This window comes from Halopenitus salinus (assembly GCF_055397165.1).
Genome location: NZ_AP043853.1, coordinates 221,993 through 243,000 on the forward strand (window position 1 = coordinate 221,993; position 21,008 = coordinate 243,000).

Annotated in this window: 22 protein-coding genes and 1 pseudogene; 19 read left to right on the top strand and 4 right to left on the bottom strand. The window is 62.1% G+C overall.

Annotated features, from left to right (window positions below):
- Nucleotides 1–16 precede the first annotated feature (16 nt).
- The 14 genes from ACZ5YD_RS02825 (at nt 17) to ACZ5YD_RS02890 (ending at nt 12,044) form a co-directional block, all read left to right on the top strand.
- Nucleotides 17–826 carry a DUF5803 family protein gene (locus ACZ5YD_RS02825; RefSeq protein ID WP_379746274.1) on the top strand — a complete coding sequence of 270 codons (810 nt, stop codon included), beginning with the start codon at nt 17–19 and terminating at the stop codon, nt 824–826.
- Between the two features lie 147 nt (nt 827–973).
- Nucleotides 974–1,675 (top strand): competence/damage-inducible protein A, encoded by a 702-nt coding sequence (locus ACZ5YD_RS02830; RefSeq protein ID WP_379746272.1) that lies wholly within the window; start codon nt 974–976, stop codon nt 1,673–1,675.
- 313 nt (nt 1,676–1,988) lie between these two features.
- Nucleotides 1,989–3,158, top strand: a complete 1,170-nt coding sequence (locus ACZ5YD_RS02835; RefSeq protein ID WP_379746269.1) for a mandelate racemase/muconate lactonizing enzyme family protein — start codon at nt 1,989–1,991, stop codon at nt 3,156–3,158.
- A 99-nt stretch (nt 3,159–3,257) separates the two neighbouring features.
- The gene (locus ACZ5YD_RS02840; RefSeq protein WP_379746266.1) at nt 3,258–4,379 is read left to right on the top strand and encodes an ATP-NAD kinase family protein; all 1,122 of its coding nucleotides are present in this window, start codon (nt 3,258–3,260) and stop codon (nt 4,377–4,379) included.
- A gap of 195 nt (nt 4,380–4,574) precedes the next feature.
- Entirely contained in the window at nt 4,575–5,603 is a 1,029-nt protein-coding gene (locus ACZ5YD_RS02845) for a PhoU domain-containing protein (RefSeq protein ID WP_379746263.1), read from the top strand.
- A 60-nt stretch (nt 5,604–5,663) separates the two neighbouring features.
- Nucleotides 5,664–5,894 carry a hypothetical protein gene (locus tag ACZ5YD_RS02850; protein WP_379746260.1) on the top strand — a complete coding sequence of 77 codons (231 nt, stop codon included), beginning with the start codon at nt 5,664–5,666 and terminating at the stop codon, nt 5,892–5,894.
- Between the two features lie 67 nt (nt 5,895–5,961).
- On the top strand, nt 5,962–6,873 hold the full coding sequence (locus ACZ5YD_RS02855; protein ID WP_379746257.1) for a 1,4-dihydroxy-2-naphthoyl-CoA synthase: 912 nt from the start codon (nt 5,962–5,964) through the stop codon (nt 6,871–6,873).
- A 97-nt stretch (nt 6,874–6,970) separates the two neighbouring features.
- Nucleotides 6,971–7,369: a DUF7347 domain-containing protein gene (locus ACZ5YD_RS02860; RefSeq protein WP_379746254.1), complete on the top strand. Its 399-nt coding sequence runs from the start codon at nt 6,971–6,973 to the stop codon at nt 7,367–7,369.
- A gap of 119 nt (nt 7,370–7,488) precedes the next feature.
- Complete coding sequence (locus ACZ5YD_RS02865; protein WP_379746251.1) at nt 7,489–8,226, top strand: AzlC family ABC transporter permease; 738 nt, start codon at nt 7,489–7,491, stop codon at nt 8,224–8,226.
- On the top strand, nt 8,219–8,530 hold the full coding sequence (locus ACZ5YD_RS02870) for an AzlD family protein (protein ID WP_379746347.1): 312 nt from the start codon (nt 8,219–8,221) through the stop codon (nt 8,528–8,530). Before ACZ5YD_RS02865 ends, ACZ5YD_RS02870 begins: the two co-directional genes overlap by 8 nt.
- Before the next feature lie 180 nt (nt 8,531–8,710).
- Complete coding sequence (locus ACZ5YD_RS02875) at nt 8,711–9,649, top strand: 1,4-dihydroxy-2-naphthoate polyprenyltransferase (protein WP_379746248.1); 939 nt, start codon at nt 8,711–8,713, stop codon at nt 9,647–9,649.
- 30 nt (nt 9,650–9,679) lie between these two features.
- Nucleotides 9,680–10,726 (top strand): mandelate racemase/muconate lactonizing enzyme family protein, encoded by a 1,047-nt coding sequence (locus ACZ5YD_RS02880; protein WP_379746245.1) that lies wholly within the window; start codon nt 9,680–9,682, stop codon nt 10,724–10,726.
- A gap of 53 nt (nt 10,727–10,779) precedes the next feature.
- A complete protein-coding gene (locus ACZ5YD_RS02885) occupies nt 10,780–11,865 on the top strand; it encodes a mandelate racemase/muconate lactonizing enzyme family protein (protein WP_379746242.1) in 1,086 nt (361 codons plus the stop codon).
- A gap of 44 nt (nt 11,866–11,909) precedes the next feature.
- Nucleotides 11,910–12,044, top strand: a complete 135-nt coding sequence (locus ACZ5YD_RS02890; protein WP_379746239.1) for a DUF7128 family protein — start codon at nt 11,910–11,912, stop codon at nt 12,042–12,044.
- Between the two features lie 24 nt (nt 12,045–12,068).
- On the opposite strand, the gene ACZ5YD_RS02895 is transcribed toward ACZ5YD_RS02890, so the two are convergent.
- From ACZ5YD_RS02895 to ACZ5YD_RS02905, 3 genes and pseudogenes are all read right to left on the bottom strand, one after another.
- Nucleotides 12,069–12,440, bottom strand: coding sequence for a cyclophilin-like fold protein (locus ACZ5YD_RS02895; RefSeq protein WP_379746236.1), 372 nt, complete (start codon nt 12,438–12,440; stop codon nt 12,069–12,071).
- 417 nt (nt 12,441–12,857) lie between these two features.
- Nucleotides 12,858–13,796, bottom strand: coding sequence for a dihydrodipicolinate synthase family protein (locus ACZ5YD_RS02900; protein WP_379746233.1), 939 nt, complete (start codon nt 13,794–13,796; stop codon nt 12,858–12,860).
- 58 nt (nt 13,797–13,854) lie between these two features.
- Nucleotides 13,855–14,489: pseudogene (locus tag ACZ5YD_RS02905) on the bottom strand (IS6 family transposase).
- Between the two features lie 311 nt (nt 14,490–14,800).
- Between ACZ5YD_RS02905 and ACZ5YD_RS02910 the strand changes: the two are divergent.
- The 3 genes from ACZ5YD_RS02910 to ACZ5YD_RS02920 all read left to right on the top strand — a co-directional run bounded on the left by ACZ5YD_RS02910 (nt 14,801) and on the right by ACZ5YD_RS02920 (nt 17,056).
- Nucleotides 14,801–15,610 (top strand): DUF7847 domain-containing protein, encoded by an 810-nt coding sequence (locus tag ACZ5YD_RS02910; RefSeq protein WP_379746230.1) that lies wholly within the window; start codon nt 14,801–14,803, stop codon nt 15,608–15,610.
- Between the two features lie 91 nt (nt 15,611–15,701).
- Nucleotides 15,702–16,154, top strand: a complete 453-nt coding sequence (locus tag ACZ5YD_RS02915) for an ArsR/SmtB family transcription factor (protein ID WP_379746227.1) — start codon at nt 15,702–15,704, stop codon at nt 16,152–16,154.
- Between the two features lie 62 nt (nt 16,155–16,216).
- Entirely contained in the window at nt 16,217–17,056 is an 840-nt protein-coding gene (locus ACZ5YD_RS02920) for a DUF7847 domain-containing protein (RefSeq protein ID WP_379746224.1), read from the top strand.
- Between the two features lie 21 nt (nt 17,057–17,077).
- On the opposite strand, the gene ACZ5YD_RS02925 is transcribed toward ACZ5YD_RS02920, so the two are convergent.
- Entirely contained in the window at nt 17,078–17,677 is a 600-nt protein-coding gene (locus ACZ5YD_RS02925; protein ID WP_379746221.1) for an LURP-one-related family protein, read from the bottom strand.
- 120 nt (nt 17,678–17,797) lie between these two features.
- Between ACZ5YD_RS02925 and ACZ5YD_RS02930 the strand changes: the two genes are divergently transcribed.
- Both ACZ5YD_RS02930 and ACZ5YD_RS02935 read left to right on the top strand, forming a co-directional pair.
- The gene (locus tag ACZ5YD_RS02930) at nt 17,798–18,670 is read left to right on the top strand and encodes an SDR family NAD(P)-dependent oxidoreductase (RefSeq protein WP_379801117.1); all 873 of its coding nucleotides are present in this window, start codon (nt 17,798–17,800) and stop codon (nt 18,668–18,670) included.
- A 623-nt stretch (nt 18,671–19,293) separates the two neighbouring features.
- The gene (locus tag ACZ5YD_RS02935; protein WP_379746215.1) at nt 19,294–20,955 is read left to right on the top strand and encodes a sensor histidine kinase; all 1,662 of its coding nucleotides are present in this window, start codon (nt 19,294–19,296) and stop codon (nt 20,953–20,955) included.
- Nucleotides 20,956–21,008: the final 53 nt, after the last annotated feature.

Consider the following 21,008-nt stretch of genomic DNA (forward strand, 5'->3'; position numbering starts at 1 on the left):
ACGCACACAGTTACACGTGAATCGACGGTTTCTGCTCGCGCTCGCCACGGTCGCTCTCCTCGCGGCGAGCGCCGGCTGTCTCGGATACGTCACCGGCGGCGGCGAGATCTCCAACGAGACGCTCGACGCGGAGCCCCCGGGCGACTACGAGTGGGACACGGAGGCGGACGTCCGCATCGAGTTCCGCTCCGGCGGGACGTATCTCACGGTCAGCAACGTTACCGACCGCGAGGAGCTCCGCCTCTACGACGAGACCGGCTACGGGATCGAGGAGCCGCTCGAGTTTCGGGCGTTCCGGTACCGATACGCGAACGGCACCGTGATCAACGGCTCGCAGTTCCGCGAGCGCGGCGGCGAGATCGAACAGACGCCCGACGAGGTCTGGGTGCGGTTCGGCGAGGAGATGGCCGACGGGCAGATCGCCTACGCCGGCGACGGCTCGCCGCGGCGATTCCTGGCGCGGACCTACGTGGACGGCTCCTACGAGGTCGTCCTGCCGGAGGGATACACCACCGAGTTCTGGCTGTTCGGACACGGCTCGCCGCGGGGCTACGAGGTCGAGGAGACGGCCGACGGACGCGAGCGCCTCGTCTGGGAGGAGGTCACGTCCGGAGCCGTCGTCGTGCAGGCCTACCGCGAGCGCGACCTCCCGATCTTCGTCGGGATCCTCGTGATCGCGACCGGGATCGGGACGGCCGGCTACCTCTACTTCAAACGCCAGCTCGAGGAGCTTCGCGAGACCCGCCGGGAGATGGGCCTCGACGTCGAGGAGGAGGACGAAGCCGACGACTTCCGCGACGACGGGCCGCCGCCGGGAATGCGGTGACCGGAGCGGGCGTCGATTCGGAACCACGATCCTCGATACGGCATCACGACTGTCGATTCCGGACACGATCGTCCACCCTGGACACGCGCCTCGGTCCGTGATCGCGACAGCGACGGGATTTTGAGCCCGCCACGCCAACGGGTCGCCATGCGAGTCGCGATCGTCACCGTCGGGGACGAGCTGCTTTCGGGGGACATCGAGAACACGAACGCCACCTGGCTGTGTGCTCGCCTCTCCGATCGGGGCGTCGACGTCGCACGCGTGACGACGATCTCCGACGACGTGGCGACGATCGCGAGAGTCGTCAACGAGTACCGCGCCGAGTACGACGCCGTGATCGTCACCGGCGGACTGGGACCGACCCACGACGACGTCACGATGGAGGCCGTCGCGGCCGCCTTCGGCCGCTCGCTCGCGCAGGATCCCGAGGCGGTGGAGTGGCTCGAAAGCGAGGGAGGATACAGCGCCGCGGACCTGACCGACGGGACCGCCGACCTGCCGTCCGGCGCACGCATGATCCCGAACGAGGAGGGCGTGGCGCCGGGCGCGGCCCTCGAGAGCGTCTACGTGCTTCCGGGCGTCCCCGACGAGATGAAGGCGATGTTCGAGCGGATCGAATCGGCGTTCGACGGGACCCCGAAATACACGACGACGGTCGAGGCCGACGAGCCGGAAAGCGCCCTCGTCGACCGGCTTATCGAGCTTCGCGATCGGTTCGGAGTGACGGTCGGGTCTTATCCGGGAGGGACCGTTCGGGTGAAGATCACGGCCGACTCGCCCTCCGTCGCCGAGGAGGCGGCGGCGTGGCTCGCCGACCGGGTGACCCATCCGGAATCCGCCGGCGAGTAGTGTTCCTCGCCGACGAACGGCGACTGACTATCGGGGCGGAACGGGCCTACCGATAGAGGTACGCGAGCCAGACGGCGACGAGAAGCAGGCTCACGAGCAGGACGGCGGTCGCGGTCTCCGGGATCGCCAGCGTGGGCGACTCGCTTGCAAGCGGGATCATGTCCGCCGGTTGTCCGGGGTCCTTCTTAAGCGTTCAGCCTTCGGATGCGTCCACCCCGACGTCTCGGACGCTCCGGACGCGACCGTCCGTCCCCGCTCGACGCTTCGGCCGGAACGCTTTTCGAGCGTCCGCTTGACGAGCGGTGTGAGAACGATGACCACGATCCGATCCGTCGAGACGCGACACTGCGACGCGGGATGGCGAAACTACCACTTCGTCCGCGTGACGACCGACGACGGCCTGGTGGGCTGGAGCGAGTTCGACGAGAACCTCGGCGCCACGGGCATCACCACGGTCGTCGAGGACCTCGCGCCGATCGTGGTCGGCGAGTCGGTGAGCGACATCGAGCGCGTTCGCGCCCGTCTCATCCCGGAGGTGCGACAGTCCTACACCGGCGTCGGGGCGATGGCGCTCGGCGCCATCGAGAACGCGCTGCTCGACGCGAAGGCGAAATCGCTCGGCGTCCCCTGCGTCGACCTCCTCGGCGGGGCGGTCCGCGAGGAGATCCCCGTCTACTGGTCCCACTGTGGCACCTACCGCATCACCCGGCCGGAGTGGTACGAGCCGGTGGAGACCCTCGAGGACGTCGTCGAGATGGGACGCGAGGTGCGCGACAGCCAGTTTTCGGCCCTCAAGACCAACCTCTTCGACTTCCGCGGCGAGGAGCCGACCGGCTGGGCGCCGGGATTCGGCCGGCCGTTTCACCCCTCTCTCACCGTCGAGGACGATCAGCTCGAGGCACAGCGGGAGTACCTCGAGGCGCTCCGGGAGGGCGCCGGCCCCGACGTCGACATCCTCCTCGATCTCAACTACAACATGAAGCCCGAGGGGTACATCCGAACCCTGCAGGCGCTTTCGGACGTCGACCTGTTCTGGGTCGAGATCGACTCCCCGAACGCGGCGGCGCTCGCGGACGTTCGGCGTGAGAGTCCCCATCCCATCAGCTCCGGAGAGGCGCTCGTCCCCCACGAGGCGTTCGTGCCCTTCCTGCGCGAGCAGGCGATGGACGTCGTCATCATCGACGCCCTCTGGAACGGCGTCCAACAGACCACGAAGATCGCCTCCATGATCGACGCCCACCAGCTGCACGTGGCGCCGCACAACTACTACGGCCACCTCGGGACGTTCATGAACGCCCACTGGGCGGCGGCCGTGCCCAACCTCCGCACCATGGAGACCGATATCGAGCGGCTGCCCTGGGACGACGATCTGTTCACCAGGACGCCCGAATACCGCGACGGGAACCTGCAACTCCCCGACGAACCCGGATGGGGCTGTGAGCCCGACGAGGCGGCGCTCGAGGAACATCCGCCGACCGAGTGAGAGCGACCCGAGGGCGCCAGGGTCACCGCTTTTGGCCACGCACGTTCCGTCAGGTTCCGTCCTCCTCCCTTTTAATGTTCCCGCGGAGCTACGGGAGGTATGCACGTCGGGGTCGTCGTGAATCCGATCGCCGGGATGGGCGGTCGAGTCGGGTTGAAGGGGACGGACGGGAAGCTCGCGGAGGCGCGCGAACGCGGGGCCTCCCCGAGGGCGCCCGATCGCGCGCGACGCGCCTTAGTGCGACTCCACGAGAGGCGTCCGGATCTCCGGATCTCGACCGCCGGCGATCCGATGGGCGAGCGTCTCGTTCGGGAGGCCGGATTCGACCCCGACGTCGTCTATCGACCTGATCCGTCGGCGGCCTCGTCGGCGGACGCTGACGGTGATGACGATGCCGAGGACCCGTACGCGGATCCCGGGACGACCGCGGCGGACACCCGATCGGCCGTTTCCGCCCTTCTGGATGCCGACGTCGACCTCGTCGCGTTCGTCGGCGGCGACGGCACCGCGACCGACGTCGCGGGCGTGCTCGAGGAGACGGACACGCCGATGCTCGGGATCCCGGCCGGCGTCAAGGTCTACTCGTCGGTCTTCGCGGTCTCGCCCGAGGACGCCGCCTCGGTCGTCGTCTCCTTCGAGCGCACCGAACGACGGGAAGTGATGGATATCGACGAGGACGCCTACCGTGAGGGCACGGTTTCCCCCGAGCTTCGCGCCGTCGTCTCCGTCCCCGTGGCCGACGAGCTGCAGTCGGCCAAACAGCTCGGCGGCGGCACGGTCGAGGCCCTCACCGAGGGGTTCGCCGCCGACGTCGATCCCGCGGTGACCTACGTCTTCGGGCCCGGATCGACGGTCGCCGCGATCGAGGACGAACTCGGGATCGACCCCTCCCCGCTCGGCGTCGACGTGTGGCGGGACGGCGAGGTGCTCGCCCGCGACGCCGCGGAGTCGGAGATCCTGGATGCGCTCGGGGAGGAAAACGAGATCGTCGTCTCGCCGATCGGCGGTCAGGGGTTCGTCTTCGGCCGGGGGAACCCGCAGCTGTCGCCCGCGGTGATCCGGCGGTGTTCGGTCACGATCGTGGCCTCCAGGAGCAAGCTCGACGATCTCCGCGTTCTGCGGGTCGACACCGACGATCCGGACCTCGACGCCGAGCTGGCCGGGTGGACGCGTGTCCGCGTCGGCGCGTTCGAGACGCGGATGATGCGGATCGTCGCGTGACCGGACGATTCGGACCATGGGGTGACCTGGACGATGCGGATCATCGCGTGAGAGCGACACGCCCCGCCCTCAAAACGGGAACACACGCTCCTCGAGCGACTTCTTTACGATCGGCGTTCAATACCTTGTATTTCTGGGATCGTGTATAATGTACATAGGGATAGGGTTAAGGTCACTGGAACAATACGGCACGGTATGGAAACGCGGAAGGTCCAGCGGCTCGGTCCCTCGACGCTGGCGATGACGCTGCCGGCCGAGTGGGCGAGCGAACACGACGTCGAAAAGGGCGACGAGGTCTCGCTTCGGATGGGCGGGAAGGGAACGCTCACGGTGCTCCCCGAGTCGGCGAGCACGGAGGAATCGGAGGCGACCATCTTCGCGGACAACCTCGATTCGGGCGCCCTGGAGCGGGCAATCGTCGCCCAGTACGTGCTCGGACGGCGGGTGATCCACGTCGAGAGCGACGGCCCGCTCGGAAGCGACCACATCAACGCGGTCTACCGCGCGGAGACCCAGCTCATGGGTCTCGGCGTCATCGAGGAGACGCCCGAAAGCATCGCGATCCGGTGTTCGGTCGACCCCGAGGACTTCACGCTCGACAACCTCATGCAGCGGCTCGAGAACACGGGTTCGACGATGCGCGGCGAGGCCGTCAAGGCGCTCGCACACGGCAACACCGATCTCGCCCAGCGCGCGTTGAACCGCGAACGGCAGGCGAACAAGATATTCGTGTTGATGTTGCGGCTCATCTTCACCGCCTACCAGAACCCGAACCTGACCCGGGCCGTCGGTCTCGATTCGGGCTTTCCCCTCATCGGCTACCGCTCGGTCGCGAAGAACCTCGAACTCACCGCCGACAACGCGGAGGACATCGCGGAGATCGTCATCGACACCGAGAACCACACCCTCGACATCGACCAGTCCACGATGCGGCGGATCCGCGAGTTCACGGACCAGGTCGACGAGCTCACGGCGATGGCGGTCCGTTCCGTCGCGGAGCGCGATTACGACCTCACCGTGGAGTGTCGCGCCCTCTTTCACGAGATAAGCGACCGCGAGTCGGACATCCTCAACGACCTCCCCGAGCTGGACAACGACGAGGTGTTGCGCGTCAGAGAGGTACTCGTCAGCCTCCAACACACCGCGGAGTACGCGATGCGGAACGCGGAGATCGCGGCCAACCTCGCGCTCAACGAGGAGTCCGAACACGTCGAGATCCGGTAGGATCGATCGACGTGGCGTCCGAACGGCGTCTTTAACGGACTCCAGCTCCGAGTCGCGTCCATGAGCGGCGATACCCGCGATCCGCGCCGGGCGATCGAGGAGTTCCTCGAGGACGCCGACGTCACGCTGGGGGAGTACGACCAGGGCTACGCTGACGCCGACGCGACGCTCTCGGTCCTCGAGGGGCACATCGACGCGCTTCGGGACGTGCTGGAGGAGAACGTGGACGCGAACGGGGACGGAGATGGAGACGCGAACGGGGACGGAGACGTGGATCGGGACGACGGATAGCCTCCGCGCGACGCTCGCGAGCCGCGAACCCGGCGAGTTTTAACATCTCCCCCGACCCAGGTGGGATATGGTCTCGGAGATCTTCGATCCGGACGCCTGGGAGCCGGTGACAGAGGAGTTCGAGGACGTCACCTACCACCGCGCGGTCGACGTTCCGGCGGTCCGGATCGCGATCGACCGGCCCGCGGTCCGAAACGCGTTCCGGCCGGGAACCGTCGACGAGCTCTACGCGGCCCTCGATCACGCCCGCAAGCAGGCGGACGTGGGATGTGTGCTCCTCACCGGAAACGGCCCCTCCCCGAAGGACGGCGGTTGGGCATTCTCGGCCGGCGGCGACCAGTCCGTCCGGGGCGGATCGGGTTACGAGTACCGCGAGGACGACGAGGCCGGCGAGGAGGAGGACGACCTCGTCCGGGAGGCACGGGCCGGCCGACTCCACGTTCTCGAGGTCCAGCGGCTGATCCGCTTCATGCCCAAACCCGTGGTCGCCGTCGTTCCGGGATGGGCCGTCGGCGGCGGCCACTCGCTGCACGTCGTCTGTGACCTCACCCTCGCGAGCGAGGAGGAGGCGAAGTTCCTCCAGACCGACCCCGACGTCGCCTCCTTCGACGGCGGGTTCGGGTCGGCGTATCTCGCCAAACAGATCGGCCAAAAGCGCGCCAGGGAGGTGTTCTTCCGCGGGAAGACCTACTCGGCGACGGAGGCCGCGGACATGGGGATGGTCAACGAGGTCGTCCCCCACGAGGACCTCGAGACGGTCGCGCTGGAGTGGGCCGACGAGATGACGAAAAAGAGTCCGACCGCGATGCGGATGTTGAAGTACGCGTTCAACCTCTCCGACGACGGGATGGTCGGCCAACAGCTGTTCGCCGGCGAGGCGACCCGGCTCGCCTACATGACCGAGGAGGCGGAGGAGGGACGCGACGCGTTCCTCGAGGGTCGAGAACCCGAGTTCCGCGAGTATCCCTGGCACTATTAACGGGATCGAGATACGTCGGTCCGGATCGTCGGCCGAATCCCGCTTTGGTCCTCGAGTGATTCGGGGGCAACGGAGGCCGATCGCCCGGAAGCCACGAATGACCGAGCATGATTTATTATTCATCGTCGAGAACGGTTCTACCATGGCTATCCCCGAATGGCTCTGGCCCGATAGTGACTTTAGGGGCCGCGAGATTCAGCGCTCGAGTGAGCCCCTCAAAACGTCCGAGATCGAGGATGCGACCACCGTGTTCGAAGTTCTCTCGAATACGACCCGGTTGGAGATCCTCGTCTCCCTACACGACCGATCGAGCCCGATCACCTACACGGAGCTTCGAGACTCGATCTCGATCGACGATAAGGGGAAACTCAACTACCACCTCCGTCAGCTTGACCGGTTCGTTCACAACCAGGGTGGGTCGTATACGCTATCCGAGCGCGGTGAGGAGTTGTTCGGGAGCGTGCTCTCCGAAGGTCGAATTCACCGATACGAATAGGTCGTCGCTCGAGGAGAAATCGAGTTCTCCGAGCTTTTAGGCGATTTCACCTCGTACCCGAGTCGTGACCGTGGTGTCGACGACTGACAACCGGCTGCGTTGGTCGGAGGATGGAAGGAATGAGCTCTGAGACGACAGACGGATCGGATCGGACGGAGACACGAAGCGAGCCGACCATGCGATTTTCCGCTGGAGGCCTGCGGGACGGTTTCATCGAGTGTATCCCGATCGCGCTCGGCGTTTCCGGGTACGGGATCGTTTTCGGGGTCCTCGCCCGACAGGCCGGCTTAACCGTCGCGGAAGCGGCCCTCATGAGCGCGACCGTTCTCGCGGGGGCTGCCCAACTGATCGCGATTACGCTTTGGGAAACTCCGATCCCCGTGATCGCCGTCGTCGGGACGACGCTCGTCGTCAATCTCCGATACGTGCTGATGGGGGCTGCGCTGCGACCGTGGTTCCGTCAGCTCTCCCCGTCGAAGGCGTACGGGAGCGTCTTCTTTACCGCGGACGAAAACTGGGCGCTCACCATGGGAAAGCTCAAATCCGGGAGCCGACAGGGTGCGTATCTCCTCGGAAGCGGGCTCGCGATCTGGTCGTTCTGGATCGCCGCGACAGTCGTCGGTTCGATCGCCGGCGGTGTGATCGGTGACCCCTCACGGTACGGGCTCGATTTCGTCCTCACGGCCGTCTTCATCGCCATTGCGGTCGGCATCTGGGAGGGTAAATCGAATCTGCTACCCTGGATAACCGCCTTCGGCGTCGCCGTCGTCAGTGCACAGCATCTACCCGGACGGTGGTACATCCTTCTCGGGGGAGTCGCGGGCAGCCTCGTGGAGGTGATCCGGTTTGATCGGTAGACTCCAGCTGGAACCGTTCGTCGTGGCCGTCATCCTCGCGATGAGCGTTACGACCTACGCGACGAAAGCGGGAGGACTGTGGCTTCTCGGACGTCTCACCGTCTCGGATCGAGTTGAATCCGGACTCGAGATGCTTCCCGGTGCGATCATCGTCTCCATCCTCGGTCCCGAGCTGACGAGCGCCGGCCCCGCGGAGTGGAGCGCAGCCGTGGTGGTCCTCCTCGTGATGTGGCGCAGCGAGAACGTCCTTCTCGCCCTCATCTCCGGTGTTTCTGCGGTCCTGCTCTTCAGAGGCGTCCTCTGAGGAATACGCCGTGGGCCGTCAATCCTGGCGCCCGTCCCATGCATAAAGCCACGGGGTCTCCCCACTCTCGTTCGCGAGCGCTCGGGTGCCTTCGAGGCCGGTGTTCGCCGATCGACGATCGAGTGACACCGAGCGGGGCGGATGGCAACCTTCAGGGACGACCCTCCCGAACCACCGGCAATGAGAACCACGGAGGTCTCGCGAGCCAGGGCCTGGATCCTCGCGGCCCGCCCCCAGACCCTCCCTGCGGCGGCCGCCCCGGTGATCGTCGGCGTCGGGATCGCCTCCCACGACGGCGTGTTCGCGCCGCTTCCGGCGTTCGCCGCCCTCCTCGGCGCCGCGTTGATCCAGATCGGGACCAACTTCGCGAACGACTACTACGACGCCGCTCGCGGCGCGGACACTCCCGACCGCGAGGGGTTCACCCGGGTCACCGCTTCGGGCATCATCGAGCCGCCGGCGGTCAAACGTGCGATGTGGGCGGTCTTCGGACTCGCGGTCCTCGTCGGGATCTACCTCGTCGGAGTCGGCGGGGTCCCGATCCTCGTCGTCGGGATCGCGTCGATCGCGGCCGGGATCGCCTACACCGGCGGGCCCTATCCCCTCGGGTACCACGGGCTCGGCGACGTCTTCGTGTTCGTCTTCTTCGGCCTCGTGGCGGTGACCGGGACCTACTACGTGCAGGCGGCGGCGCTTCTCGCCCCCGCGTTTCCGGTCTCGATCCCCTCCGGAACGGTCACGCTGCAGGCCGTGATCGCGAGCCTGCCCGTCGCCGCGCTCTCGACGAACGTCCTCGTCGTCAACAACGTCCGCGACCGCGAGGAGGACGCGACGACCGGAAAGCGCACCCTCGCCGTCCGGTTCGGGTATGGGTTCTCCCGGATACAGTTCGCCGCGTTGACCGCGCTCGCCTACCTCGTTCCGGTCTGGTTCGCGTTCGGCGCCGACGGATACGGCCTCACGGCGCTCGCGCCGCTCGCGACCGTCCCCCTCGCCGTCCCGCTCGTTCGAACGATCGCGACCGAGACCGGCGGCGAGGCCCTCAACCCGGCCCTCGAACGCACCGGAAAGCTGTTGGCGGCTCACGCCGTCCTGTTCGCGATCGGGCTGGCGATCTGAGGCTCGCCTCCCGCCCACCCATCACCACCAATGCGCACGACCCCGTTCACCGTCGAACTCGACAGCCCGCTCGGGACCGCTCGCACGGAGGTCCTCGAGCGCCGCGGCTGGACCATCGGCGTCGCTCCCGAGAAGGACGACGTCTCGGCGCGCGGCGTCGGCGAGGCCACGCCGCTTCCCGGATGGACCGAATCGTACGAGGCCTGTCGGAGCGCGCTCTTCGCGTTCGCGGACGGGAATCGTGATCCGACCCTCGAGACGCCGGCGGCCCGCCACGGCGTCACGTTGGCTCGCGCGGACGCGGCCGCCCGCTTCGAGGGAACGTCGCTCGCGGCTCTCCTCGCCGAACGTGCCGGGCTTTCCGAGCCCGCCGGATACGTTCCGGTCAACGCCACGATCGGCGACGGCGACCCGGAGGCGGCCGCACGCGAGGCGCGACTCGCCGTCGAGGACGGCTCCCGTGCGCTCAAGGTGAAGGTCGGAGCCGGCGCGCTCGAACGTGACCTCGAGCGCGTGCGTGCGGTCCAACGCGAGGTCGGACCGGCGATCGAACTCCGAGCCGACGCCAACGGCGGGTGGGACCGTGCGACCGCGCGTCGAGCCCTACACGAATTCGCGAGGATGGGCGTCAGCTACGTCGAACAGCCGCTTCCGGCGGCCGATCTGCGCGGTCATCGGGCGCTCCACGAGGAGTGTCGCATCGACCTCGCGCTCGACGAGTCGATCGCCGAGGTGGGAATCGACCGCGTCCTCGAGTCGGGTGCGGCGGACGTGGTCGTCTGCAAGCCGATGGTACTCGGCGGCGTCGAGCGGACGGTCGAGACGGCGCGTGCGGCCCGCGAGGCGGACGTCGAGCCGGTCGTGACGACCACCATCGACGCCGCGATCGCGCGCACGGCCGCGGTCCACGCCGCCGCCGCGATCCCCGACGTTCTTCCCTGTGGCCTGGCGACCGGGTCGCTTCTGCGCGAGGACCTCTCCCCGGACCCGGCGCCCGTCGAGGACGGACGCATCGAGGTCCCGGACGGGCCGGGGATCGCGGGAGCGGCCTTCGACGAGGTCGTATTCGGGGAGTGACTGCGTCGGCACATCCCACACCTTTATCTCGAACCGGGAGGACCCCGAAGTGAATGTCCACGGAAGCCACGATCGAATCGGTCGAGACGGGACTCTACGGCGTGCCCAACGAGGAGGCGCTCGAGGACGCGACACAGACGTTCGACGAGCTGGAGCTCGTGACCGCGACGCTCGAGACGAACGAGGGCGACCGCGGAGTCGGATTCACCTACACGATCGGCGAGGGGGGCTCGACGGTCGAGCGGTTCCTGACGGACGTCCTCGCGCCCATCGTGGAGGGATCGCCGGTCGCGCCGCGGGCGGTCTACCACGACCTTCGCGGCGAGACCACCTTCGTGGGCCGCGAGGGGATCTCCGAGATCGCCATCGCCGCGGTCGACACGGCGCTTTGGGACCTGAAAGGCAAGCGGACCGGCCGACCGCTATACGACCTGCTCGGCGGAACGCGCGAGCACGTCCCGGCCTACGAGACCAACGGCGGATGGATCCAGTTCGACGAGGACCGTCTCCGCGAGAACGCCCGGCGAGTCGATCGCGAGGGGTTTGCGGGCATGAAGATGAAGATCGGCCGCGGCCACGCGGAGGACGCGGCCCGGATCCGCGCCGTCCACGACGAGCTGCCCGACGACGCCAGCCTCTTCGTCGACGCGAACTGCTCGTTCACCGTCGCCGAGGCTCGCCGGTTCGTCAACGCCCTCGATCGGCCGATCGCGTGGCTCGAGGAGCCGCTCGAGAAGGGCGATTTCGACGCCTACGCGGAGCTTCGCGACCGCGTCGACGTCCCCATCGCGCTCGGCGAGAACGTCTACAACACGACCCAGTTCAAGCAGGTGCTCGCGTCGGGCGGCGCGGACTTCCTCCAGCCGGACGTCGCCCGCGTCGGCGGGATCACGCCGTGGGTGACGGTCGCCGAGACCGCCGACCTCTGGAACACGCCCGTCTCGCCGCACTACGTCGAGCCGATCCACGTCCACCTCGCGGCCGCCTTCGGAAACGTCCCGTTCATCGAACATCACTCCACCGTGCTCAACGAGGTCGTCGAGACGCCGCTCGAACTGGTCGACGGGGGCTTTAGGCCATCTGAGACCCCCGGACACGGCGTCGTCTTCGACGGGCTGGAGCGGTACGCGAAGCGGTGACCGATCGGGACAACCTACAAGTCTCCTCGAGACGATCGTGAGGTATGGTCACTACGACCGAACGGGACGGATCGACCTGGTTCGCGTGTGAGGTCTGCGGCATGCTTTTCGACGATCGCGAGGACGCGCGTCGCCACGAGGAGTCCTGTGACGGCGAGGATCCGTCCTACCTGCAGTGACTCGCGAGACCGATCCGACCGATCTTACTCCGCCGACAGCCGCATTCGTGCCCCGCCGTCGACGTCGTCGAGCGCGCTCGGAGCCGCCACTCGGGCGAAGACGTTCACCGGCGAGGCCGCCCGCGGTCGCTCGTCCGTGCTCGCCGGCGTCGGACCCCAGAAGAGACAGATCGCCTGCCCCTGGGGCCAGTAGGCGAGCGTTCCCTCCTCGACCGTCTCGCGGGCGTCCTCGATCTGGGCCTCGACGTCGCTCGAGAAGTACAGCTCGTCGCCCCACCGCGAGGCTCTCCCCTCGAGGGGAAGCGCGTCGGCGATCGCCGAACGCGTCTTCGGGTTCTCGTTCGTCCAGCTGGCCGCGAACTCCCGTCCGTCGACGACGACGGTCAACTCGCTCATGGGGCTCCCTGTGTGTTCGAGTGACATACGAGTTTCGGCGGCGGGTCCCGGCACACGATCTTTTCGAGAATCAGAATATTCAGAGGATATGTCTGGATACGAAACTATCGTCGACGTGTTCGATCTCCTCGATCTCCTCGACCTCCGAGTGTGCCCCTGCCGGTTCCCGAGTCTGACCCACCGCGTTCTCCTCAGGTTGGATCCATTATCGGTTATTACATTGAGTGACGGTTATCCGGTCGATATATCGCGGTTCACTGGTTGACTTGGACACGACGAAGACCGGTCGCGGCCGAACGCCGAACTCACGAATCGTCTCGGCGAACGGATTGTCCGTTTAGTATGGTTGATGATATATCTAATATATTAGTATTATTTAAATATGATAAAGTTCCGCGGGGAGGGTCGTCCCGCGGCTCACTCGATCAGGCGTTCGACGCCGTCGTCGAGCTGCTCGTAGAGTTCCTCCGCGGCCCGCTCCTGTTCGGGAGCCAGCGGTCGGATCGGGGGACGGACCTCGCCGCCGTGGAGGCCGGCCAGATCGAGTCCCTTCTTCACCGCAGGGACGCTCACGGCGCCGGGAATCGTGTTCTCCGAGCCGGTCCGATCGCGGAAGCGCTGGTAGGGCAGACAGACGTTTCGGAGCTTTCGTGCGCGCTCCCAGTTCTCCTCGGAGAGGGCCTCGAAGAGTTCCAGCCCGATCTCCGGTCGGAAGTTGCTGACCCCCGCCGAAAATCCCTCGACGCCCTCCGCCCAGTAGGACACCGCGTACGGCTCCGCGAGCCCGTCGACCCACACCACGTCGTCGTCGCCCGCTTCGATCCCCTCCGCGAGGGTCACGGGCTGTTTCAACGCGTACTTGATCCCGACGACGCCGTCGATACGGGTCAAGTCGGCGAGGAAGTCCACGGAGGGATCGAACCGCCGAACGTAGGGGACGAGCGGCGCCTCGCTCATCTCATCCAGCCTGCGGTAGTACTCGATGAGTCCTCGCTCGTGGACGTAGGTGTGATCGGGGGGCATCACCATCATCGCGTCAACGCCGGCCCGATCGTACCCCTCGATCAGCTCGCGGGCGTCCTCGAGGCTCCCTCCGACCCCGCCCAGTACGCACGCGTCCGACGGCACCGCGTCGAGACTCCGCTCGACGACGCCGATCCGTTCGTCCTGTGAGAGCGAGTGGTACTCGCTGATGTTGGCGGCCGAAAGAAACGTACGAATGCCGGCGTCGTAGTGGGCCTGCGCGTTCTCGTCGATCTTCCAGTAGTCGATCGCGCCCTCCTCGTCGAACGGGGTGAGGAGGCCGACGGCGACCCCGCGAAGCCGCCGTCTCACCCTCTCAGCTGCTGTGGTCATCGTCGAATGAGTTCGATTCTACAATATTAAACCTACGGTGGGTGCAGGGGGGTAGTGTTTAGTTTGGAGCATTATGCCAGCGAGCGAAACTCTGCACTACGTTTCGGCGGTTTCAGGTTTAACGTGGCTGAAGCAGTTCGAAAACGACGATGTTCGTCGTTTTAGTTCTCGAAAAATCCGTTCGACAGCGTTCCGATTTCCGTGGCGACGCATCTGAAATCGGAGCCCAGCTCGTTGTAGTGCTGTTTGGAGGTGTTGAGCGCCATCGACGAGAGAGACGGCAGTTTCGACATCGTGTTTTTGCTGAAGTTCGCGGAGGAACATCTCGGTGAGAGCGGTCGTAGTCGTCGAGAACAAGCGGATGTGAAGCAGTTTGTTCGTCTGTGGATCAGCAGCGGCGTACAGCCAGAACTGCTGATCGTTGATCCGAATCACTGTTTCGTCGAGCGCGATCTGATTCGGAGACCGCCCAGAGTCTGGCTGTAACTCGGCTTTCTGCATCCAATCGTGGATCGCTTTCCGCGACCGTTGGACACCCAGAGCATCGAGCAAATCGACGGTATTCGGCAGTGAAAGCCTCGCAACGTGTACTTGAATACCCAGCGCCATCGCTGGCTCGGATGTCCGCTCGCGCTCCACAAAATCCAAATCAATCCACTCTCTACTACCGCTGAGGCGGGCGATTTCTGTCATGAACCAGCAAGAAATTCTCCCGCCTCACCTTGCACGCTTAACTAAACACCACCTCCAGTCCCCGATGAAGATATTTCGACGCTTGGAGGCATGTGGGGCGTGATCTTCTGCTTGAACAATTCATGATGCTAACGTATTATCACGAGTAGTCAGTATCTCCAAGCAGGATATTTCAAAATCTCGATATCTCAAATCGGAACTGTGCTTTGCGTCGTATTCACGAAACAGATGACAGAAGGTCTCAAAATGGTTAAATCTGGTTTTGATACTACGTTCGACCTAATATGTGATAGCGGTAATCCGTAGATACGATGGTCACAGTCTCCGCATTTAAAGATGGATTCACCGCCCTCCGAGCGAATCCGATCCTGCTCGTCGCTGGCCTCCTCGTCGGGGCGGGCAGCCAGCTGCAATACGTCGATCGCCTCATTGAATCACCATTTCTCTCGGCAGGCATGTCGCTCGCCTGGTTGATCGTCTTCCCCTTCGTTATCGGCGGGTTCATCGGCACTGCCCGAGCTGCGATCGATGGAGCAGACGCATCGTTTACTCACTTTTTCACTGCAGCCCGGACTCATTACCTCCGACTGCTCCTTGCAAGTGTATTATTTGTGCTACTCGTGTTTGGAACGGCTATCGGACTCGGATTCATCGGGTTCGTCCTCGGTATCGGGTCGATGGCACTCGCTGCAATTAACGAGATGGCTGCGTTCGTCGCAGGCGTCATTTCTCTGCTTATTTGGCTGATGTCGATTCTCGTTGTTATGATGTTCGTGCAATTTTACGACACCGCGATAGTCATTGAGAACAAGAGCGTCACTGATGCATTCCGGAGAAGTGTTTGGATCGTCCGTTCGAACCTGAAAAGCGTCGCTGGATTCTCGCTGGCGTGGGTCGTCCTCATGAACGTCTTCTTCATTCCCGAATACCTAATCCAAATGACAATATCGGACGCTGGCCCTGCTGAGGTATTACCGATCGATCTCGGGATTCCGATCGCTTTCTTGCTTCCGCTCGGAATCGCCCTTTCCGCGATCGGCTTCGCATACTTCTATACCGTGTATACGGCCTACTATATGCGATTAATCGCTGTCTCACCAGCTGTCCCGGAAACAACATAAACACCTGCCAACAAATACGAACGACAGTTTCGAACGATCCCCGACCAAATCAGACCCCCGCGCCTACCACCCAAAGAACCAACCCGAACGTATGGCACGACTCCTCCCCACACAAACTGACGCCACTGTCGAACGTAGCGATACCCCAGCCGTCCTGAGTCTCGACGACAACGCGACACGAGACGTGATCGAAGCATTGTCTTCCGAAACCGCCTACGAGATATTTCGGCTGCTCAATGAGAAGCCGGCGACGCCGTCGCGGATCGCTGAACAACTTGATCAGAGCATACAGAACGTTACGTATCACTTGGAAAAGCTCGAATCAGCTGGCGTGATCGCAGTCACCGACACCTGCTATTCGGAGAAGGGCCGTGAGATGAACGTCTTCGTCGTTTCGGAGGATCCGACGCTGCTTTTTCTCGGTACTGAGGACGACCGGCCGAGTCTCAAACGCGCGTTCAAATCCTTTGCCTCGTTGCTTGGTCCCCCGTCGATTCTGCTCGCCGCCGGCGAATCAATCTCCCAGTTCGTTACTGCGGAATGAGTGAACATAACGACGCAACGGTCCGAAGGACTTCTTCGGCCGCCGACACAACCACAGGTGACGTGGCACCGACGATCAAGGTTAGAGACGACGTCGATGGCTGTGGGTGTCTCGAATGCCGCAACATCGAGACGATCACCACCAATCGAACCGTCCTCGATGCGCTCGTGTGGTCGGTTCGCCTGTTTCGATCCTATCCGTCGATCCTCGGTTTCGCTGTCGTGATTATCCTCGCTAACCGCCTTCTCGAGACGGACGGCATCAACCTCCTCCCGATGCCTGCAATCGGCGTGTTCGAGGTATTAACGTCGTTTGCGTTCATCGTCTTGATTCGCGCTTACGTGGGAACGATCGTCGCTGGGGAACTGACCGGCGACCCCGTCACGATACGCGATGGGCTCCGTCGAAGCCTCTCTCGAACACCGGCGTTAGTCGGCGTCATACTTTTCGTCGTGTTTTCCGCGATGACGATCCCGTTCCTCGTGTTTCTTCCACTCCTGGTTCTGGCCGGTATGTTTCCAGGGAACCCCGTAGAGATCGTAGGATTCCCCGTCGCTGCAGCGATCGGTGGAATCACCTTCGCCGTGCCGTTTCTGTTCCTCTTGTTCAAGTTCTGGTTTGCACCTGAAGCATGCGTTATCGGTCAGTACGGCCCGCTCAAATCACTCCGAGTGAGCTGGCGCATCACGACGAACTACCGAGGAAAGTTCGTACTTATCGGACTGATCGCTATCGGAAGTGCAGTTAGCCTCTATCTGCCAACATATTTCCCCGAGATGGGCACGAGTTTGGCTTCGTTGAACCCGGTTTTGAGCATGATCTCATCGAGTATCAGTGAACTACTTTCTATCGTGTGGGCAAGCGCCTATGCCCACATCTACGTTGAGGGGGTTGTGTCGTGAACCGAGGTTTGTGCCGAGGATTCAATTCCCCTGAATCGCATCGATGACGATCGCTGCGATCACGACCGGCTCTGTTGGGATCGAGCTCGTATCGGTCAGCGTAATCTCGTACTGATCGAAGTCAAATAACGCGAATTCACCCTTGATTGAGCCGACTCGATTGCCTTCTGAATCGGCGATCTCGTACTTATGAGCGATTCCTTGGCCGGCTGGCAGGATTTTTCGTGCGAGGGTGAAGAGTGCGCCACGTGAGCTGATCTCGGCAAGAAGCGATCCATCATCAGCGTCGCGGAGTCGCCACGTGTCTTGCAACAACGAAAGGTCATTGTCGAAGATAACGAGTTCTTCGTCAGTATGGCTGTCCGTGAGAAGGTAATCGCCAGCGATATCCCACGTATCGACCGCTTTCACACGACAGATCTCAGTCCCATCGGCATCGACGAATGGAAACTCGTCTTTTCCCTCGTACATCTGGTACGTGGTGCGAAAAAGCGTGTCACCTGTAACATTCCTCGCTTCATACTCGGGGCGGAAGTTTCCATCACGCCCAGTCTGTTCGACGGTATATTGGCTTCCGGAGAGATCAATCGCAGAGAGTTCATACTGTTGTGGAGATGTCATAATCTGACGTGTTGAACCCTGGCAAAAGTAACTACCGCTTGTGAGGGTACGACCACCTGCTCCGATCGCACAGGCTACCGAAATTCACACGGAGCTGCCGTTTGAATCCTGTAACCATACGTGACAGCCAGTGAGGACACACCGCGCATCGTGGTGCTGACCGGCGGAACGAGCGGCATTGGTCGCATCGCTGCATCGGACCTCGCTGCACAGGGGGCTACCGTTGCGGTTATCGGTCGAGATCGGACGCGCGGTGAGACGCTCGTCGCTGACGCGACCGCGCTCGACGGCGATATTCGATTTCACCAAGCTGACCTCGCAACGCAGGCAACTGTTCGTTCGCTTGGTGCGGAACTCCGTGACACGTATGACCGGATCGACGCACTCGTCCACAACGCTGGACTCTCATCTCGCAATCGAACGGAAACCGAAGACGGTCTCGAACTCACGTTTGCGGTTAATCAGCTCGCCCCGTATCTTCTGACATACGAACTACTCGATCGGCTTCGAATCTCGGCACCCTCTAGAGTTGTCGTCACCGCCTCAGACATCCATCGCCGCGCCACACTCGATTTCGACGATCTACAATTCACGAACGACTATGATTCCCTCCAAGCGTACGCTCGGTCGAAGTTGGCCACAATTGCGTTCACACTCGAACTTGCAGATCGACTTGACAACACCGAGATCACAGCGAACTGCTTTCACCCTGGCTTTGTTCCATCCACGAACTTGTTCCGTGATTCCCCCATCTGGACACGTATTATGATACGTGCCGCAGCCATTATCCCTGGTATTGGTACCACTCCGCAGGAAGGCGCTCGGCGACTCTGCAAACTCGTCACGGCTCCGGAGTTCGGAGAGCAAACTGGTACCTACGTCACTGGGAACGGACCCACGTCCCCTTCCAAAGCAGCAGCCGACCCGGAGAATCGAGAGCGACTTTGGAGGACCAGCGCCGATCTCGTCGGCATTGAGTCTGACTGGCCGTGACCGGTAGTTCTAATTTGAGATGATCGCCTGAGTCTCTCAATTTGCTCCATACAGACAACCACTTAGTAATGGACTGTGGAGTATCATGTTATGAATCGACGGTCAGTACTTGCTTCGTTTGCTGTCGCTCTTCCTCTTTCGGGATGCTTGTGCAACCGGACTGAGAGTGGAAATATTCAGGTTGCAAATCAGACTGACCAAGCGGTATGGAAGAAAATTACCATTCAGGGAAAAAGCGGGTTCTTCTCGGAATCAAGGACCGTGTACGATACAAGAACGAAGACACCGCCGACAGAGAGCTATCGCTCAACGCTCACTGATGTCGCTCCTCCAGGAACGTATGAGGTACAAGTTGAATTCGAAGCGATAGAAACAGATCAAGAAAGTGGGAGCCATACGACTCAGTGGTCCCCTACTGGTGAAAAGAGCGAATCTCTAATTATCAGTTTAACACCCGACTTTAGCGTTGAATTCCTTACTCAATAAGCACCCTTCCGCGACCAGCTGTTTTAGCTGAGTTCATGTCTGAAGAAGAGAATTCAACAGAGCCAGTAGAACTACTCTCTGAATTTAGCACTCTTCCAAACAGTTATTTGACAGCCTGATAACTGGCTTACAACTGAATGATGGAGCCTCTTCTAATCGCTCACATCATAATTTTCGCGCTGTCTGCGCTTGCCTGCGTGGCGACAATTCCACAGGCACGAGCGATCCAGCACCAAGGGACACGAGAGGGACTCGTAGTCTTCCTCGGATCAGTTGCTCTGTGGGCTGGCGGGTACCTCGGCTACCTCATCTCACCATCGCGTCAGGGAAAGCTCGCATTCTATATTTTCGGGTTCGTCTTTGCGTTCGTCGCTGTCGGGGCGTGGCTCTACTTTTGTGCTGCCTATACCGGCCGCCCACCGCGACACGCACCGTTCCGAAATCTCATCCTCGGGATCTTCCTCTTTTTTACTGCTCTCAAAATCACGAATCCACTCCACGATCTCTATTTCACAACCGAATGGACCACTAACCCGTTTCCGCACCTCGTTATTCACCACGAACTGCTCTACTGGATCGTTCTAGGACTGTCATATGCCGCGATCGCTGTGGGATTCTTCATGCTCATGGAGCGATTTTATCATACTGGCAGTGACAGTCGCCCGATCGTGGTTCTTGTTGGGCTTTCAGGCCTCCCTGCTGTCGCAACGATCATCGGCGGTCACGTCGACTGGCTCCTCCCGTTAATGTATGAGCCACCCGGTGTCGCGCTCTTTGCTGTTGGAACGCTATTCTTCTACAGACAACGGTTTGAAGCGATCCGACTCACCGGTGAGTCGGACAAACCGGCGATTTTCCTCGATCAGGAGACCTATGTCCGAGATTACAACCATGCAGCTCGCAAACTATTCCCCTCTCTTGAGGGATCGGTTGGTGAACCGCTTGATGCTGTGAATACCGCACTTGCAACTCATCTCACCAAACAAGAAGTGATGGAAATCCCTCAGGGCGGCGAGACGCGATACTATGACGTGTCAAGCACACCATTCATGGCTGGCGAGGTAACGACTGGCCAATTAGTAACAGTTACCGACGTGACTGAGCGAGAATCGTACCGGAAGCAGCTCGAAGAACGAACCGAACAGCTAGAAGCCCTAAATCGCGTAGTCCGGCACGATATCCGGAACGATATGGCTGTGATTCTCGGATGGGCTGAGATCCTTGAAGATCATATCGATGAAGATGGACAAGAACCCCTCAACCGTGTCTTACAGAAATCTCGACATGTGATTCAATTCACAGAGGTAGCGAGAGATTTCGTTGAATCGCTTTCAGAAGATGGGACTGTTGAATTAGAAGAGGTTGAGCTACGGTCGATTCTTAATGCGGAACTCGCCGCTGTCGGAGATTCATTCCCAAACGCCCGGTTTCAGGTGTCAGGTGACGTTCCCGACGTATTGGTACTGGCAAACGAGATGCTTTCTTCGATCTTCCGAAACATCCTCGAAAATGCCGTCCGACACAACGACAAAGAGACTCCCGAAATCACAGTTACCTGTGAAGAGCATCCAGAAACCGTTCGCGTCCGGATAGAAGATAATGGGCCGGGTATCCCTGACAACCAGAAAGAACAAATCTTCGGAAAGGGACAAAAGGGGTTAGACAGTCCAGGATCTGGTATTGGCCTGTATCTCGTCCAGGTCTTAACCGACCAATTCGATGGCAACGTATGGGTTGAAGATAATTATCCCAACGGCGCGATCTTCACTGTCGAATTACCTATTCATTCAGTAGAGTAGTCGGATGAGATCATCCGCATGAATGCTGAAGTACGCAGCCCGATTCGGGACAG